Genomic DNA, 17811 nt, shown 5'->3' on the forward strand with positions numbered 1-17811 from the left:
GGCTATATCCTAAAGAATGCCCCAAATGTCGCAATTTATCGGTCCTATCATACGTGTAACATTCATAACTTCACTGTTATACACGGATCCTATTTTGTCGCTTGACTACTTGCTTTGCTACAATAAGAAATAGCACAACACTCACTAGCCGCACCACAGTCGAGATCACCATCGTCTGATCCATGTGTAGCAAGTGCAACAGCCATACACCGATCTCTGGAGCAATAAACCCCACAAAAGCAATCGTCATATTGTAATGAGCGATATAGGATGTGCGTTCTGCTTTAGGTGCAACTTCTAATAAATGATTAAATAATAATAATTGTACCCCGGCAACAAATATTCCTGAAAATAAGTTGACTCCTGTTAAATACACGAGGTTTTTACTTAAAATTGTCACGATTGGCGTAATGGCCATTCCTAAACTAGCGATAGCTAATGTGAACGTATTGCCTCTTTTCTCCGACCATTTTCCCCATAAATGAAAAGTAGCAATTTGCGTTAGCTGTGCAGCAACAGTAAAGGCGCTAATCCACACTGCAGTCGCATCAGCCATCTGAATTTGATAAATATTAAAGAGTGGCCACGCCATCTGCCAACCCAAATTAAAAATAATTGACCCAATTAGAAATTGTCGATAGGGTTGATGTCGCAAATAAGCGATGCGACGTTTGGGGCGTACTACAAGCACACTCGCTTGATCCGCATGCGTAGCTGGATGTTCTCGATGCAACACCAGATAATAAATTTCCAGTCCAGAAAATAAAAAAGAAAGCATAAAAAACCACTGATACGGTGGAAGATAGGTAGGTGAAAAGTGTTGTAAGATCAATCCTGGAACGATCGTTGCAACCATGCCAATCACTGTTAGCACTTGATTGCGCAAACCAAAAAAAACAGCTCGTCGTCGATCTGGAATGAGATCGCCAATCAATGACGTCCATGAAAGTCCGCTAAATGACTGAGGAATATTCATTATAGCTATTAAAATGACAATCACAAGAGGCAATAACGGACCATGTATAAAGAAAGGCGCCACTGCAATGAGCCCATAAAACATTCGCGCCACACTTGTAGCGCGAATGCAAAACCACTTTTTACTCACCGTACGGGACAACCATAAAGCCCCAAGCCACGTGGCCATGATGGTAAAAAGAGAAGGAAGAGCATTTAACAAAGCTACTTCTTGGCTATTGGCATGAAGTGCCTCAATGATAAACAGAGGTGCGAAGTTACTCACAATACTAATTCCTATATTGGCAAAGCTACCATTCAAAATGCTGACGCGTTCATTATACCGTGCGTCATCAGACTCTAATTCGAGCATCACTTATCTCCCGTATGGATTTTGTGCAAACTGCTCGAGAATTTCCACATCCTTCAATCCCACAAGCTGTTGCTGCACTGCACTATGTATGAGTGTAGCAAAGTCAGTGAGCGTCGACAATGGCAAATTTTTATCAGCGAAAGCCTGTGCTGAGGCAGAAAATCCATAATTAAAAATAGCCACAACTCCAATGACTTGTGCACCTAGATGGCCCAAAGCGTCTACTGCACCTAAAGCACTTTGCCCAGTAGAAATGGTATCTTCGACCACCAATACTCTTTGGCCTTCAATAATACGTCCTTCCACTTGATTTTGTTTGCCATGTCCCTTAGCCGAACCTCGCACATACACCATAGGTAATCCCAAACGATCAGCGATCCATGCTGCATGCGGAATACCTGCAGTTGCGGTTCCAGCTACACACTCTACGTGCGGAAAATCTCGTGCGATCATTTCTATCAATTGATCGATGAGTAGTTTGCGTGCAACGACACTAGAAAGGGTTAAGCGATTGTCACAATAAATGGGCGATTGTATACCTGATGTCCATGTATATGGTTCTTGTGGACGTAAACTGACAGCTCCGATACGCAATAACAAATCAGCAATAGCACGTTGATCAATCATACATTCATCTCCCCTGTTTCATGCTGGCTACCACTGATCAACGCCTTGAGTTCTTGCAACGCTTGCACAGGATTTGCCGCCTGTGTTATAGGGCGTCCAACCACCAGATAATCTGCTCCACACTGCACAGCATACTCAGGTGTGGCAACACGAGCCTGATCACCTTTAGCATCGCCACTTGTGCGAATACCTGGGACCATAGTCTTTAATCCAGTGCTTGCTTTTACCGCAGCTACTTCATGTGCACTACACACTACACCATGCACATTACAATCCTGCGCAAGATAAGTCAGTCGTTGCACTTGTTTAACTAGATCAGTAGTCATATATCCAAGTTGCACGAGATCGTTAACATGCAAGCTTGTAAGTAACGTTACAGCAAGTACTTTTGTTTGATGCTGCGGCAAAGAATGATGATGAGCTGCTTCAACCGCAGATTTCATCATTTCTTTACCCCCTCCTGCATGGATAGTCACAAAGTCCACGCCAAGCTTAGCAGCTTCTGCTACTGCAAAATGTACCGTGTTTGGAATGTCGTGAAACTTTAAATCAAGAAAAATAGATTTTCCTTCTGATTCTAGTTCCGAAACAAATGCCCGCCCTGCTGCTAGATATAGCTGCAATCCAATTTTATAGTGCGAATGATGTTCGCCTAACTTTTGAACAAGTTCGCGCGCTTCGTGCGCGTGAGCAAAATCTAATGCTACAAATACAGGTACCTCTACTTGTTGTTGCTTCTCATTGATCACATGACAGCCCCTCTCAAGCTTTAGCCGCACCTATAAGCTCAGTGACAGCCCGTACACCGTGCGCATCACACCATGCACCAAGCTCATCGATAATTCGAATACACGCATATGGATCCACAAAGTTTGCCGTCCCCACTTGTACTGCGCTTGCACCAGCCATCAAAAATTCTATCGCATCAACACCTGTCATGATGCCACCCATGCCTATAACAGGTATGCTAACAGCAGAAGTGACTTCATACACCATGCGTACTGCCACAGGTTTTACTGCTGGGCCCGACAATCCACCTACACCATTGGCTAGCAGTGGTCGCTTATGCTCGACATCAATTTGCATGCCAATCAGTGTATTAATCAGCGATAACGCATCGGCACCAGCCTCTTCACAGGCAACTGCCATCTGTACAATATCTGTAACATTTGGCGAAAGCTTTACGATCACAGGCATGCGCGCGACTTCTTTAATCGCGCGAATCATACTCTGTGCCATAGCTGGATCTGTACCAAACTGGATGCCCCCACACTTCACATTAGGACAGGAGATATTCAATTCAATCGCCGTAATGGAATCCATGTCCGATAGTCTCTGTACAACCATGACGTAATCCTCGATCGCCGTTCCAGCCACATTGACAATCACCGGCAATTGATTGAATTGCGTGAGATAGGGTAGTTCCTCACTCATCACTCGCTCAACTCCCGGATTCTGTAATCCGATGGAATTTAGCATGCCTGCAGCCGTTTCTGCAAGCCGTGGAGTTTTATTGCCTTGTCGCTCATCAAGTGTTGTGGCCTTAACTACAATTGCACCTAGTCGATTCAAATCGTACAGCGCTGCCATCTCGCGTCCAAAAGAAAAGCAACCTGATGCTGGCATGACTGGATTTTTAAAATTCATATCCAAGAAAGGAACTGTAAGATCCACATTTCTTATCGCGCGATAAGGCAACTCTCTATTCGCTGTATTTTCCTGTCCTGTCATGTAAATAAAACCTCCTGCGCCGCAAACACGGGTCCTTCTTTGCAAGTTTTTACGTTCATCTCTTGCCCATCTCGGGAAACCTTGTGCACGCAACCTACACAGATACCGATTCCACATCCCATACGCTCTTCAAGCGAGAGATAACCAGGTAGCTTGTGTTTTTCAAGTATCTGTTGTACAGCTTGCAGCATAGGTGTGGGACCACACGCATAGTAACGATCATAAGAAGAACAAAAATCATTTGTCAATTCATCGGTTACTAGTCCTTTACGACCCAAAGAGCCATCATTTGTTACAACTGTCACCGCTCCATATGCCGCTAGTTCAGAGATGAGTATAGCGTGTTGATTCGACTGAAAACCAACTACAGTGTGAACGACTTTTCCTGCTTTTTGCAGTTGTCTTGCTAATTCAACAAGTGGCGGAACTCCCACCCCACCACCAATCAAAAGTGCCGCCCGATCCAATGCATGTAGAGGATACCCATGACCAAGCGGTCCTAGCACATCGAGAACATCACCTACTTGTTTTTCAGACAATCGTTTGGTCCCTGCTCCTTTGACCTGATACACAACAGTTACCAAATTATGTTCAATGTCCATTTTACACAGAGACAACGGACGCCGCAGTAAAAAATCAAATGAATCGGTCACGCGAATGTGTAAAAACTGTCCGGGTTCACACCCCACAGCTTGTAAATCGACAGGCGAAACAAACGTTAGTTCATAAATCTCTGATCCGATGGCGGTATGAGAGTGGATCTTAACAAGTGACACCTTCGCCTTACCTCTCTTCTACCGCTTGCAGCGGTCGCGTAGAAAAATGCAACGAGCTCAATACATCAAACACCGCTTTTGCCGTATCAAGTGATGTGAGACAAGGGATCGCATGTTCAACCGCCTCGCGTCGAATGCGAAATCCATCGCGCTCAGGCTTCTTACCGCGTGTGAGGGTGTTAATGACCATCATCGCTTGTCCTTTTCGAATCATATCGAGCAGTGACGGCCCTTCAAGCGATATTTTATTGACAAGCGTGGATGCAATACCATAGCGCATGAGGAAACTGGCTGTGCCCTCTGTTGCATATAAGTGAAATCCAAGTGCAGATAATCCGCGCAAGATCGGGAGTGCTTCTTCCTTGTCTTTATCAGCGATCGTCGCGATAATTGCACCGTGTGCAGGGAAGCGAAATCCTGCAGCTAACATCCCTTTATAAAGAGCTTTTCCTAGTGTTTCATCGGTACCCATCACTTCACCAGTTGACTTCATCTCAGGTCCCAGTGTCACATCCACTTCCCGCAGTTTTGCAAAGGAGAACACAGGAACCTTAACAGATATGAGCTGCTTTTCGGGGACAAGCCCTGTCTGCCAACCAAGATCCGCTAGTTTTTGACCAAGAACAGCGTGCATAGCCAAATCAACCATTGGAATACCAGTCACTTTACTTAGAAATGGCACCGTCCGAGAGGAGCGCGGATTCACTTCTAATACATAGACATTGTGATCGTGAATGACAAACTGAATGTTTAGCAAGCCAACAACGTGTAGCTCACGAGCAATCCGCACGGTATCAGAGATGATCTTTTCTTTCCACTCATGCGTGAGCGACTGCGCCGGATAGACTGCAATCGAATCGCCAGAATGGACTCCAGCGCGTTCAATGTGTTCCATAACTCCCGGAATAATGACCGTTTCACCATCTGAGATGGCATCTACCTCCACCTCTACTCCAAGTAAATAGCGATCAATAAGTACAGGATGCTCGGGTGAAACAAGCGCAGCTTCTTGCATATACTGCGATAACTCAACATCCGTGTATACGATTTGCATTGCGCGTCCACCTAGTACATACGATGGGCGTACGAGCACTGGAAATTGGAGCTCCTTTGCAGCATCCATGGCTTGCGAAAGCTTCGTTACAGCCCTGCCTGCCGGCCGTAAAATATCTAGTTTAGAAAGCAAATCATCAAATTTCTCTCGATTCTCTGCGCGATCGATGTCTTCTACATGCGTTCCCAAAATTTTAATTCCAAGGTCCGCTAGTGGTTTTGCCAAATGAATGGCTGTTTGACCGCCAAACTGCACGATGACTCCCTCAGGACGTTCGCGTGCGATAACATTCATTACATCTTCTACGTACAATGGTTCAAAATATAGGCGGCTAGACATATTGAAATCTGTGGAGACCGTTTCTGGATTATTGTTAATAACGATCGATTCGTAGCCCTCTTTGCGTAATGCAAGCGAAGCATGAACAGAACAGTAATCAAACTCGATTCCCTGCCCTATCCGAATTGGACCAGAACCTAGTACAACTACTTTTTTTGCATCAGAAGATTCGACTTCATCTTCTGTTTCGTAAGTGGAGTAATAGTACGGTGTTTGCGCCTCAAACTCCGCCGCACATGTATCCACCATTTTGTACACGGGCACAAGATGCTTGGAAAGCCGCCGTTGCTCTACTTCTTGTAGTGTAAGCCCTGTTAGCTTGGCAATATACGCATCGACAAACCCACTGCGCTTGGCGAGATATAGAAGCTGATCCGTGAGCCCATGTGCTTCTAAATCATTGGCGAGTCGAAGTATATTTTGTAGTTTGCGAAGAAAAAACGAATCTACCTTTGTAGCATCGTATAACTGTTCAATGCCAACATTTCTTCTCAAGAGCTCGTATAGAATAAATATTCTTTCATCATCAGGATGGATGGCACGTTGCCACAATTCTTCGTCCGATAGGTTTTTAAGTGCAGGTAATTCTAATGAATAGAGCCCTATTTCCAGCGAACGCACTGCCTTCATCAATGATTCTTCCATCGTCCGCCCTAGCGCCATAACTTCTCCTGTCGCCTTCATTTGTGTTCCAAGGTTGCGCTCCGCACTTGCAAATTTGTCAAATGGCCAGCGCGGAATTTTAGTCACTACATAATCCAGAGCAGGTTCAAAACAAGCATACGTCTGACCTGTGATGGGATTTAAGATTTCATCTAATGTATATCCGAGTGCTACTTTTGCGGCCACTTTTGCAATCGGATAACCGGTCGCTTTAGAAGCCAGTGCACTCGAACGACTTACGCGCGGATTGACTTCAATCACATAATACTGCTTGCTGACTGGATCTAATGCCAACTGCACATTACAGCCACCCTCAATTCCAAGTGCTCTGATGATCCGCAAGCTAGCAGAACGCAGCATTTGGTAATCTTGGTCAGAGAGTGTTTGACTTGGTGCCACGACAATACTATCTCCTGTATGAACACCCACCGGGTCAAAATTCTCCATATTACAAATGACGATACAGTTATCTGCGCCATCGCGCATCACTTCATACTCGATCTCCTTATATCCAGCAATGCTTTGCTCTATGAGCACTTGCCCGATCGGTGAAAGAGACAACCCAAGTGCAGCTATTTTTACAAATTCTTCATTGGTGGTTGCAATTCCACCACCAGTACCACCTAGCGTATAAGCCGGTCGAATAATGACTGGGAGTCCAATTTCTTTGAGGAAGAGTTCCGCCTCTTGCAGCGAGGTTACAATCTTACTCTCTGGTATAGGCTCACCTAATCTGTTCATGAGCTCGCGAAATTCTTCTCGATCCTCAGCCATTCTAATGGAGGACAGTGAGGTGCCAAGCAATTGGACTCCTTCTCGCTCTAATACTCCATCTTCCGATAATTCAACAGCTAAGTTTAGCGCAGTTTGTCCTCCTAGTGTGGCTAATATTCCATCAGGTCGCTCTTGCCGTATAATCTGCGCTAAAAATTCTTTCGTTAGTGGTTCAATATACACGCGATCAGCCGTTTCAGGATCGGTCATGATCGTGGCTGGATTGGAGTTAACTAATACGACTCGTATACCTTCTTCGCGTAAAGCGTGACATGCCTGTGTACCTGCATAATCAAATTCCGCCGCTTGACCAATGACAATAGGTCCAGACCCGATCACAAGGATTGACTTGATATCTCTGCGTTTAGACATGTGCTACGCCTCCCCTTGAGAATTGCTCCATCAACTGAATAAATTCATCAAATAATGCATCACTATCATCTGGACCCGGACGCGCCTCTGGATGATACTGAACAGAAAACGCAGATTCTTGTTTTAACCATACGCCCTCTACTGTGCCATCATTTTGATTGATATGTGTGAGCAGAAGACCAGTATCTTGAAGTGACGATTCTTTTACAACATAGCCATGATTTTGGGATGTCATATAGACGCGGCCCGTTCGCAAATCTTTCACTGGATGGTTGACACCGCGATGACCAAACCGCAATTTTTCTGTTTGCGCCCCGCGTGCCAGACATAACAACTGATGGCCCATACAAATTCCAAATATCGGAACGCGGCCAATCAATTCACGTAGTGTATCCACAATTTCCGGTAAGTCTGCTGGATCGCCGGGTCCATTTGACATCATGACACCTCGCGGTCCCCACGCCATAATCTCTTGTGCCGTGCTATAAGCTGGCATGACCACTACATCACACCCACGGGCTCGCAATGATCGTAAAACACCCATTTTCACACCAAAGTCTAATAACACCACACGTAGCCCTTCACCAGGAAGTCGATAGGCAGCCTTCGTCGTCACATGAGCAATCTGATCTGTAGGTAACGTATAGTCAAGAAGCTTTCTTTTTAATTCTTCAAGTGGTGTATCAAGACTTGTGATGACGCCTCGCATCGTCCCATGAACGCGCAAAATACGTGTTAATTGACGCGTATCAATCCCTGCAATAGCAACGACACCTTCCCGTACCAAGAAATCATGGATACTACTTTCACTTTTAAAGTGACTCGGCACAGGTTCGTACTCTCGTACAATCAATCCGCGAACATGTGAGCGCGTGGATTCTAAATCATCAATTGTACAGCCGTAATTTCCAATAAGCGGATATGTCATTGTAACCATTTGACCGTAATAAGATGGATCAGTAAGTACTTCTTGGTAACCTGTCATCCCAGTGTTAAACACGACTTCTCCAAAAGACTCTCCACTAGCGCCAAAATGCAACCCTTCAAATAATGTTCCATCTTCAAGCAATAATCTTGCTGTCATTGTTCTTCACCCCTAACGAGTACGTACTATTGTGCATCTAGAAAAACAGTTTGCCCACGATGAATGGTCATGACTGGAAACCCATAGAGCATTCGATTCACAAATGGCGTATTGCGTCCTTTGGAGCGAAAACGCGCGACATCGACTCTTCTTTCATGTGCAATATCAACAGCCACAAAGTCAGCTAATCCACCAACCTCTATGCGCCCACCTGGCAAGTGAAAATGTTTTGCAGGTGCCGTTGACATCATGTACGCTAGTTTTTCTAGTGATAAGATGCCGCTTTTTACGAAAGCTGTATATAGTAGCGGAAAGCTCACCTCTAGACCGACAAATCCAAATGGGCCTGACACTAATCCACGTGCTTTTTCTTCTTCCGTATGAGGGGCATGATCGGTTGCAACCATGTCGAGTGTGCCGTCTAAAAGCCCTCGTACACACGCCGCACGATCTGCTTCGCTGCGTAGCGGTGGATTTACCTTAGCCTGTGCACCTAATGTCAAAACAAGCTCGTCTGTGAGCAACAGGTGGTGTGGCGTCACCTCTGCTGTGACATGTACATGTTGTTGCTTTGCATAGCGAATTACAGAGACGGCAGCTTCTGGACTGACGTGGCACATATGAACATGAGCACCAGTTTCCTGTGCCAGTATGACATCGCGCGCAATCATGACTGTTTCTGCACTACTAAGTATTCCCGGGACTTGCAGTTGCTGTGCAACATCACCTGCATTCATACACCCTGCGCCAGACAAAGTCTCATCTTCCGCATGCACAATGATCGGTAGATCGAGCAGCTTCGCTGCCATCAGCGCATCTCGCATCACACGGGCAGATTGCACACCACGTCCATCATCCGAAAAACCTACCGCTCCAGCTTTTTTAAGAGCGTCAAAATCCGTTAACTCTTCCCCTTTTGAACCTTTCGTAATAGCCGCAATTGGATGAACTGTGGCATATCCAAAACGATCCGCAGTCGTGCGAATAAACGTGACCCACTCACTTGAATCAACGATTGGAGAAGTATTTGGCATACAACAGATCTGTGTGAATCCACCTGCGGCAGCTGCCATGGTGCCTGTCTCAATCGTTTCCTTATGCGTTTGCCCAGGTTCTCGCAAATGAACATGTGGATCGATTAACCCAGGCAGCACGTGAAGTCCTCGTAAATCGATCACCTCATGTGACGACGTTTCAAGATCCACACCAATCTGTGCAATCATTTGACCTTCTACCAATAGATCTAATACACGACTTTGCCCTGTCATCGGATCAACGACCACGGCCCCTTGAAATAATCTGCCCACTACTTTCGCCTCATTTCATCCCTCAATCGTTTTCTAAGCAATGTTGCACAATAGCCATTCGAACGGGCACTCCATAGTGCGATTGGCGAAAGTACGCCGCTCGCGGATCGCGATCCACAGCCGGCACAATTTCACCTGCTCGCGGAAGCGGGTGCATGATGATGGCATCCTTGCGCATAGCATGTACGATCGCCTCATCGATCACATATAATCCTTTCACCGATTCATACTCAACAAGTGACGCAAAACGCTCTTTTTGAATCCGTGTCTGATAAATCACATCCGCTTCTGCAGCTACCTCTTGCAAACTAGCTCGCAACTCAACGGAAACACCATGTGCTAAAGCAAATTGGCGTACATCATCAGGCAGTGGTGTACTTGCAGGAGCTGTGCAAAGTAAGCGAATACCTGGGAATTGACTGATTAAATACACAAGCGAGTGCACTGTACGGCCGTATAAAAGGTCTCCTACTAACGCAATCGTTAAGTCATCCAATCGCCCTTTTTCCCGAGCGATCGTGTAGAGATCAAGCAGTGCCTGCGTTGGATGTTCTCCAGCTCCATCACCCGCAGACAAAACGGGGACTGTACTAACGCTTGCAGCACGTGCTGCTGCTCCGATCTCATGATGCCTTAGCACGATGAGATCCACATAACCTGCGACAACACGGATGGTATCTTCAAGCGTCTCACCTTTAACCGCAGAGGAAAATTCACGCGCACTTTCTGTGCTAATCACTTGTCCTCCTAACCGCAACATCGCTGTTTCAAACGATAACCGCGTACGGGTGGAAGGTTCAAAAAACAAAGCTGCCATGATCATGTGTTCCATATCACGACTACCACCACGTTGCAAAACACCTTCCATGTGTCGTGCCTGCTCGATCATATGCAAAATATCTGGCTTCTTTAAATGCTTAGCACTGATCAGATGTCTCAAGTTTCTCACTTCCTTTTATTTTACAGGTGACTTATGCAACCACACAGAATCTTCCCCATCTACTTCCTCCATCTTTACAGAGATCCTCTCTTCTCTAGCTGTCGGAACATTTTTCCCCACATAGTCAGGGCGAATAGGTAGTTCTCTATGACCGCGATCAATGAGAACAGCCAACTGAATCACAGCTGGTCGTGAATACCGACTAAGTGCATCAAGTGCAGCGCGCACCGTACGCCCAGTGAAAAGAACATCATCTACTAAAATAACCCGTTTGCCTTGCACCCATTGATTAGATAACCAATCCGGCAGATGAAATGTTCCCTCCAACGGATCTACGTGTAGAAACGGTTGTTGGTCATAAGCACTGACTGTCTTCTGTTGATCTCGTTCACTATGCCCTCGATCATCTCTAAAATCGGACACATCTAGTGAAAAACAAGGGACTTCCCAACTCTCGATCTGTGTCATTCGATTCGCCAGGCGCTTAGCAAGATACCATCCTCTTGTGCGGATACCGACGAATGCAAGATCCTCATTACTGCCAGAACGCTCTACAATTTCATGTGCAATACGGGACAAAGCCCGACGCATCGAATCAGGGTCATGCAATTGAATGTTTCCCATAATAAGCTCCCTTCTTCTCGCAGACATAAAAAACCACCCTAGGAGAACGCCTAGGGTGGTAATCTATATCTAGCACTACGCTAGCAACCTTAGTAGCGACATGCAAGATATAAACAAACCAATCTGCCGAACTCCTTACAAGCCTCACGGGACTTGTTTAAAGGAACAAAGTATGTCTTTAAGAGCGTAACAAATAACGGTTGATAGGTCAAGCGCGCAATTTTTTTGTCAAACACTCGCAAACCTACTAGTCACTCATAAACTTGCTTTTCGACGCGTGAGATCTGCTACTGTTGCTTCCAAAATCGGTGGCCATGGTGCATGAAACAAGAGCTCTTGACCCGATCGCGGATGAATGAATCCCAGTGTCTTTGCATGTAATGCCTGTCCAGACAGGCCTAGCGGATCACGTGAAGCATAGAGCGGATCACCCGCTACAGGATGTCCTATGTATGCCATGTGCACGCGAATTTGATGCGTTCTACCCGTTTCTAATCGCAATCTCACATGAGTATAGTTAATGTAACTATCTATGACTTGGAAATGGGTAATGGCACGTTTTCCATAACCATCGGGCATAACAGCCATCTGTTGACGCTTATGTGGATCACGAGCAAGCGGTGCATCGATCATGCCAGTTGAAGAACTCAAATGACCATGAACAATCGCTTCGTACAATCGTATTACAGAGTGCTCCTTAAACTGATTAGACAAACTGTGATGCGCAAGATCTGTTTTTGCAACGACAAGTAAACCACTCGTATCCTTATCGATTCGATGCACAATACCTGGTCGTAGTGCGCCGCCAATCCCTGACAAATGTTCAATATGTCCAAGCAACGCCCCAACTAATGTATTGCGCATATGCCCAGGAGCTGGATGCACAACCATTCCTCGCGGTTTATTGACAACAATCACATCTTCGTCTTCATAATAAATATCGAGCGGTATATCCTCAGGAATCACATCGATCGTAGCTAACGGAGGCACGTGAACAATAATTTGCTGATCTTTGGTAACCTTTGAACTCGCACGGACAACCTTACCATTTAGCGTGATATGCCCACCTTCAATGAATTGTTGCACTTGCGCGCGCGACCATGATCCTACCTCAGCTAGATAGCGGTCAATGCGTTCACCTGACACCTCAACATGAAAAGTCATCACATCGGCTTCCTGCACTATATCCTCGTCATCTACCGTCACATCATTGGTGTTTTCCATGATTACCCTCCTGTGCTCGCCCATCTGGATGTGTTGATCCCTCTTGATCGCGAGAACGCCATGCACGGAAAACGAGATAAATCACAGACACCACAATACAACTGTCTGCAAAATTAAATACGGGGTAGTGAATGGCTTCAAAATAAACGTAATCAATCACATACCCTAGGCGAATGCGGTCGATCAAATTCCCAATCGCACCACCTAATAAAAGCCCAAGTGCAATCTGTAAACGCATATTCCCTTTCGCATATCGCCTGTCAACGTAAATGATAACACCTATCACAATGAGCGCGACTACAATGAGTAAAGGCGTTTGATTCAATAAAATGCTAAAGGCAGCTCCACGATTTTGTACATAAAGCAACTCAAGAACACCCGGCCATATCGAAATGGAAGAGTTAACAGCCATATGCGTTGAAATAACCCACTTAATTGACTGATCGATCACTGCGACCAAAAAAGCTATCACATAGACCAAATATCCGCCCCCTTACTTACTTTGTATCGTACCATGAGCCACTGGCACAAACAAGCGATCGTAAAGTAAGCGATTCATACAACGCACTAAAACCACATTAGTCTGGCAATTGTTCTTTATACTGCATATTAGAAATTGCATCCATTTGATCTACATATCCATTTCCTTCTTCATAAAGTTCATCATCAATCACCGAGTCAGGATCGGGCCGAGCATTCATACGCGCAACACCTTGCCAGCTATCTTCTCCATCGAATCCAGTGTAATCTCTTCCATCCATATTGGTCCTAGAAAATCCGTTACGCAAAAACTCTTCCTCGATAGGTCGATCATGCATTGCAAGCGGATGCGATTGTTCATGCGCACACGCAATGCACAAAACAGCTGCAGGTTCTGCTTCTATACGCAGTAATTCAATTGCCTGTCCACATTGTTCACATGTTCCATATGTCCCTTCTTGCATTTTTGCAAGAGCGTAATTGACCTCTTCTAAACGGATCACATCATGCTCTCGCAAAGCGACATCTTTCTCTCGTTCAAACATCTCACTGCCAATATCAGCTGGATGTTGATCATATAGCGATAATTCACCAATACTGTCATTCATCGCAAGCTCCAACCCATATTGTTCAGAATCATCCAGACGCTGTTTAATCTGTTCTTGCTCACTGATAAGTGCTGCTCTTGCTGACTGATACTTATCCTTCACGGCATCATCTCTCCTTTTATCATATAATTTTCAATAATCTAGTTGTATATCACTATATCGTCGGAACGCGCAACTGCGCCTGTACAATGCGTACCACATCGGCAATATAGGATCCAATAAGCGGAATATTAAGCACAGCTAAACGTTGCATAATCACAATTAAGAGTGCTGCAATTAAGGTAAATCCCAATCCTATGCCAATACCACGTGCAAGACCGCCAATAAAATTGAGATAAAAGAGACGCCAAGGTTTTTGCAATAAGAGCACGTATGCTCCAAAATTTACTCGTTCAAAGTAGTCACTTAACTTTTCAACTGTACTCGTTGCTTGTGGGCGTCGAATCGGATCCATCTGATTCACCACTTTCTATTCACCGTGCACAAAATAGGATTCCCGATTGACCATAGAGTATGCTTCATATTATCTGAGCCAAACTGTCAAAGGATGTTCACGGCACGCTCTGTTAAACCCATTGTTTGTACGCATGTCTCGTGGGATAGTATTTAGAAGAGAAAGGGGTTGTCGCCATTGCGCAATCAACTTGTTCGCACTGCTGCAACCGCGTTAATCTGGATTGGATGTATTGAAGTGATAAGTAGTTTTGTCGCTAAACAAATGTATAACTATACACTTACATTTACACCCATCTTTATCATTCTTGGCATTGTAGGCATTATTGCTTTTATTATTTCTCGCTTTGTTTAAAAAAATAAAAACCGTATGCGAGTGCAGCAGTTGATATCTGCAACACTCGCATACGGTTTTAACATTTTACTACCTAAAGCCTAAAAGCCTAGACGAGTCCTTTTTGCACTAAGATCTCAGCACAACGAGGGCACACTTCAGGTACTCTTACATCCAATCCTATATCAGTACGTATATGCCAACAACGCGGACATTTTTCTCCCTGCGCCTCAGTCACTACAACACCCACCGCCCCAACACATAAGGCCTCTACAGGAACTTCCTCTTCAACTGAATGGAGCGTGATTTGAGAAACGATAAAAAGATCCTTCCAATCATCTAAAGTTAAGTCTACCTGTGTGTGATCCACGCCGTACAAATGAATTGCAGCACCAAGCGATTGACCTATCTTCTTCTCCGAGCGTGCAGTTTCAAGCGCCTGTAGCACCACATCGCGTATAGCCAACAAATGATCCCATGTAGTAGCTAATGCATCATCTCTGTACTTTTCAGGAAGTTTTACCCACTCTGTGAGCTGAATACTTTGTACGTCTTTTTCAGTAAGTTGCATCCAAATTTCATCTGCTGTAAAGGTTAAGATTGGCGCGATCAGTGCGAGTAACGTATGGAGACACTGGTGAAGAACCGTTTGTATCGCTCTTCTAGATACAGAATCAACCACATCCACGTAAAGTGTATCTTTCGCAACATCTAAATAAAAACTAGACAACTCTGTTGAACAGAAGTTTTGGATAGCGTGATATACAACGTGAAACTCGTAATTTTCATAAGCATCCATACATTTTTCTTGAAGCCGGTACAAACGATCTAATAAATAACGATCAATGTCTCGCAACTGCTCATATGAAACACGTTGTGCATCACTAAAGTCAGACAAATTGCCAAGTAAGAAGCGAAATGTATTGCGTATTTTGCGATACACCTCTGAAACTTGTTTTAAAATCAAGTTAGAAATGCGCACATCTGATCGATAATCCACAGATGATACCCATAGGCGTAAAATATCTGCACCCATTTGTTCAATGACTTGGATGGGATCAATCCCGTTGCCAAGACTCTTTGACATTTTACGCCCGTCACCATCAACTGCAAAACCATGTGATAGGACTTGCCGATAGGGAGCTTGGCCCATAACCGCTACGGCTGTGGAAAGCGATGAATTAAACCAGCCGCGATATTGATCAGATCCTTCGACATACAAGTCAGCTGGCCACGCTAAGTCACTACGTTTTCTAAGGACAGCCATATGACTCGAGCCCGAATCAAACCAAACATCCATAATATCCGTTTCTTTGCGAAAATGGGTGTTTCCACACGAGCATGTTGAACCTACTGGTACGAGTTCATCCGCCTCTTTTTCAAACCAAATCTGTGATCCATGTGTTGCGAATAACTCAGCCACATGTTCGACGCTTTGCTCATCCAATAGAGCTTCATTGCACTGTTTACAATAAAACACAGGGATTGGAACGCCCCATGTGCGTTGCCGTGAAATACACCAATCTGTACGATCAGCAATCATGTTATGGAGACGTATCTTCCCCCAAGGAATAGCCCAAGAAACTTGTTCGACTTGTGCTAACATCTCGTCGCGAAACAGCGCAATCGACGCAAACCACTGCTCAGTTGCGCGATAAATCACAGGATTTTTACAGCGCCAGCAATGTGGATATTGATGCACAAGATCATGTTTAGCCAGTAGCGCACCACTTTCACGCAATGCCTCAATGATGACTGGATTGGCCTTAGCATAAAACTGACCAGTAAATGGTTCAGCTTCAGCGGTAAAACGAGCTTTATCGTCAAGTGGAGCAAAAATATCCAAATCGTACTGAAGTCCTACTAGGTAGTCTTCCATCCCATGGCCGGGCGCTGTATGCACGGCACCTGTCCCACTATCGAGTGTGACATGATCCCCCAAAACAACAAGAGAATCTCTCTCATAGAGTGGGTGTTTAGCTACTGCTCGCTCTAATTCACGGCCTTTATAAGTCGCTATAATGGCATGTTCTTCTTCTGCGAATCCAACATCTTTTAGCACACTCTCAACCAATTCAGACGCAATTAAGAGTTTTCTACCATGAACTGCGACCACTGAGTAATCAAAGTCAGGTCCTAGTGCAATCCCCATATTCGCCGGGATCGTCCAAGGAGTTGTTGTCCAAATAACAATTTCCGTATCATTTGATAGTACACCTTTGCCATCCTTTACTGGAAAAGCAACATAAATAGAAGGAGATGTATGCGTTTCATATTCAATCTCTGCTTCAGCTAATGCAGTTTCACATGATGGACACCAATATACCGGCTTGAAACCTTTGTAAATATACCCCTTTTGAGCCATTACCCCAAATACGCGAATTTGTTCTGCTTCGTAGCTAGGATCCATCGTAATATACGGATTTTGAAAGTCTCCACGAACGCCAAAGCGCAAAAATTGATCTCTTTGTAAGTCAATATACTTTAGCGCATAATCTGCGCACGCCTTCCTAAAATCCACAATACTGACTTCATGTCGATTTAACTTTTGTGCTTTAATAATGGCGTTTTCAATAGGTAATCCATGTGTATCCCATCCTGGTACATAAGGCGCATCAAAACCGTTCATTGAACGAGACTTAATGATGATATCTTTAATAATCTTATTTAAAGCGTGACCTAAATGAGTCTGGCCATTTGCGTAAGGGGGACCATCGTGCAAAATAAATTTTTTCTTATCCATTTTCGTCTTTTGTACAGAGTGATAGAGATCCATTTCATTCCAATATCGAAGCATCTCCGGTTCACGTTTTGGCAAATTGCCACGCATCGGAAAATCAGTTTGTGGTAAGTTTAGCGTTTTATCAAATTCCAACATCATTTCCCCCATCCTTTTTATGACTGCATCATGAACTTGTGAAGGTCTGCATAAAACAAAAAAGCCTGCATCCCAACAAGGGGCGCAGACTAACGTCGCGAGGTACCACCCTACTTCACGAAGTGTGTGTAAGTGAATCACTTCGCCTCATTAAAATATGCGCAATAACGGGCGCATCCCGGTTAAGCTAAGGGATAGATCATTCACTATCCGTTC

Annotated in this window: 16 protein-coding genes; 1 reads left to right on the forward strand and 15 read right to left on the reverse strand. The window is 44.8% G+C overall.

The features are described from left to right. Window positions 1–76 precede the first annotated feature (76 nt). From MM817_RS12295 to MM817_RS12360, 14 genes are all read right to left on the reverse strand, one after another. On the reverse strand, window positions 77–1327 hold the full coding sequence (locus tag MM817_RS12295) for an MFS transporter (protein WP_241715602.1): 1251 nt from the start codon (window positions 1325–1327) through the stop codon (window positions 77–79). 3 nt (window positions 1328–1330) lie between these two features. Beyond that, window positions 1331–1954 (reverse strand): orotate phosphoribosyltransferase, encoded by a 624-nt coding sequence (gene pyrE, locus MM817_RS12300; RefSeq protein ID WP_241715604.1) that lies wholly within the window; start codon window positions 1952–1954, stop codon window positions 1331–1333. Then, entirely contained in the window at window positions 1951–2703 is a 753-nt protein-coding gene (pyrF, locus tag MM817_RS12305) for an orotidine-5'-phosphate decarboxylase (RefSeq protein WP_241715606.1), read from the reverse strand. The genes pyrE and pyrF overlap by 4 nt, the downstream gene beginning before the upstream one ends. 13 nt (window positions 2704–2716) lie before the next feature. Beyond that, window positions 2717–3637, reverse strand: a complete 921-nt coding sequence (locus MM817_RS12310; RefSeq protein WP_241715662.1) for a dihydroorotate dehydrogenase — start codon at window positions 3635–3637, stop codon at window positions 2717–2719. Window positions 3638–3681: 44 nt separating this feature from the next. Beyond that, the gene (locus tag MM817_RS12315; protein WP_241715608.1) at window positions 3682–4461 is read right to left on the reverse strand and encodes a dihydroorotate dehydrogenase electron transfer subunit; all 780 of its coding nucleotides are present in this window, start codon (window positions 4459–4461) and stop codon (window positions 3682–3684) included. A gap of 7 nt (window positions 4462–4468) precedes the next feature. After that, on the reverse strand, window positions 4469–7663 hold the full coding sequence (gene carB / locus MM817_RS12320) for a carbamoyl-phosphate synthase large subunit (protein ID WP_241715610.1): 3195 nt from the start codon (window positions 7661–7663) through the stop codon (window positions 4469–4471). Continuing rightward, window positions 7656–8747, reverse strand: coding sequence for a carbamoyl phosphate synthase small subunit (locus MM817_RS12325; RefSeq protein ID WP_241715612.1), 1092 nt, complete (start codon window positions 8745–8747; stop codon window positions 7656–7658). Before MM817_RS12325 ends, carB begins: the two co-directional genes overlap by 8 nt. A 26-nt stretch (window positions 8748–8773) precedes the next feature. After that, a complete protein-coding gene (locus tag MM817_RS12330; RefSeq protein ID WP_241715614.1) occupies window positions 8774–10054 on the reverse strand; it encodes a dihydroorotase in 1281 nt (426 codons plus the stop codon). Window positions 10055–10076: 22 nt separating this feature from the next. Beyond that, the gene (gene pyrB / locus MM817_RS12335; protein WP_241715616.1) at window positions 10077–11003 is read right to left on the reverse strand and encodes an aspartate carbamoyltransferase; all 927 of its coding nucleotides are present in this window, start codon (window positions 11001–11003) and stop codon (window positions 10077–10079) included. 6 nt (window positions 11004–11009) lie between these two features. After that, window positions 11010–11618: a bifunctional pyr operon transcriptional regulator/uracil phosphoribosyltransferase PyrR gene (pyrR, locus tag MM817_RS12340; protein WP_241715618.1), complete on the reverse strand. Its 609-nt coding sequence runs from the start codon at window positions 11616–11618 to the stop codon at window positions 11010–11012. Between the two features lie 255 nt (window positions 11619–11873). Continuing rightward, window positions 11874–12800 (reverse strand): RluA family pseudouridine synthase, encoded by a 927-nt coding sequence (locus MM817_RS12345; protein WP_419723392.1) that lies wholly within the window; start codon window positions 12798–12800, stop codon window positions 11874–11876. Between the two features lie 25 nt (window positions 12801–12825). Then, window positions 12826–13314: a signal peptidase II gene (gene lspA / locus MM817_RS12350; RefSeq protein WP_241715666.1), complete on the reverse strand. Its 489-nt coding sequence runs from the start codon at window positions 13312–13314 to the stop codon at window positions 12826–12828. 106 nt (window positions 13315–13420) lie between these two features. After that, on the reverse strand, window positions 13421–14032 hold the full coding sequence (locus tag MM817_RS12355) for a TraR/DksA C4-type zinc finger protein (RefSeq protein WP_241715620.1): 612 nt from the start codon (window positions 14030–14032) through the stop codon (window positions 13421–13423). A 52-nt stretch (window positions 14033–14084) separates the two neighbouring features. Then, on the reverse strand, window positions 14085–14384 hold the full coding sequence (locus tag MM817_RS12360; protein ID WP_241715622.1) for a DUF5665 domain-containing protein: 300 nt from the start codon (window positions 14382–14384) through the stop codon (window positions 14085–14087). A gap of 177 nt (window positions 14385–14561) precedes the next feature. Here MM817_RS12360 and MM817_RS12365 point away from each other — a divergent pair, with 177 nt between their 5' ends. Then, the gene (locus MM817_RS12365) at window positions 14562–14738 is read left to right on the forward strand and encodes a hypothetical protein (protein WP_241715623.1); all 177 of its coding nucleotides are present in this window, start codon (window positions 14562–14564) and stop codon (window positions 14736–14738) included. A gap of 88 nt (window positions 14739–14826) precedes the next feature. Here MM817_RS12365 and ileS read toward each other — a convergent pair whose 3' ends face one another. Then, the gene (gene ileS / locus MM817_RS12370; RefSeq protein WP_241715625.1) at window positions 14827–17592 is read right to left on the reverse strand and encodes an isoleucine--tRNA ligase; all 2766 of its coding nucleotides are present in this window, start codon (window positions 17590–17592) and stop codon (window positions 14827–14829) included. Window positions 17593–17811: the final 219 nt, after the last annotated feature.

This window comes from Sulfoacidibacillus ferrooxidans, from assembly GCF_022606465.1.
GTDB classification, from domain to species: domain Bacteria; phylum Bacillota; class Bacilli; order Alicyclobacillales; family SLC66; genus Sulfoacidibacillus; species Sulfoacidibacillus ferrooxidans.

Coding starts and splice junctions, on each gene's coding strand:
- pyrE (WP_241715604.1), bottom strand. CDS start 1,954: ATGATTGATCAACGTGCTATTGCTGATTTGTTATTGCGTATCGGAGCT.
- pyrR (WP_241715618.1), bottom strand. CDS start 11,618: ATGGGAAACATTCAATTGCATGACCCTGATTCGATGCGTCGGGCTTTG.
- MM817_RS12325 (WP_241715612.1), bottom strand. CDS start 8,747: ATGACAGCAAGATTATTGCTTGAAGATGGAACATTATTTGAAGGGTTG.
- MM817_RS12360 (WP_241715622.1), bottom strand. CDS start 14,384: ATGGATCCGATTCGACGCCCACAAGCAACGAGTACAGTTGAAAAGTTA.
- carB (WP_241715610.1), bottom strand. CDS start 7,663: ATGTCTAAACGCAGAGATATCAAGTCAATCCTTGTGATCGGGTCTGGA.
- MM817_RS12295 (WP_241715602.1), bottom strand. CDS start 1,327: ATGCTCGAATTAGAGTCTGATGACGCACGGTATAATGAACGCGTCAGC.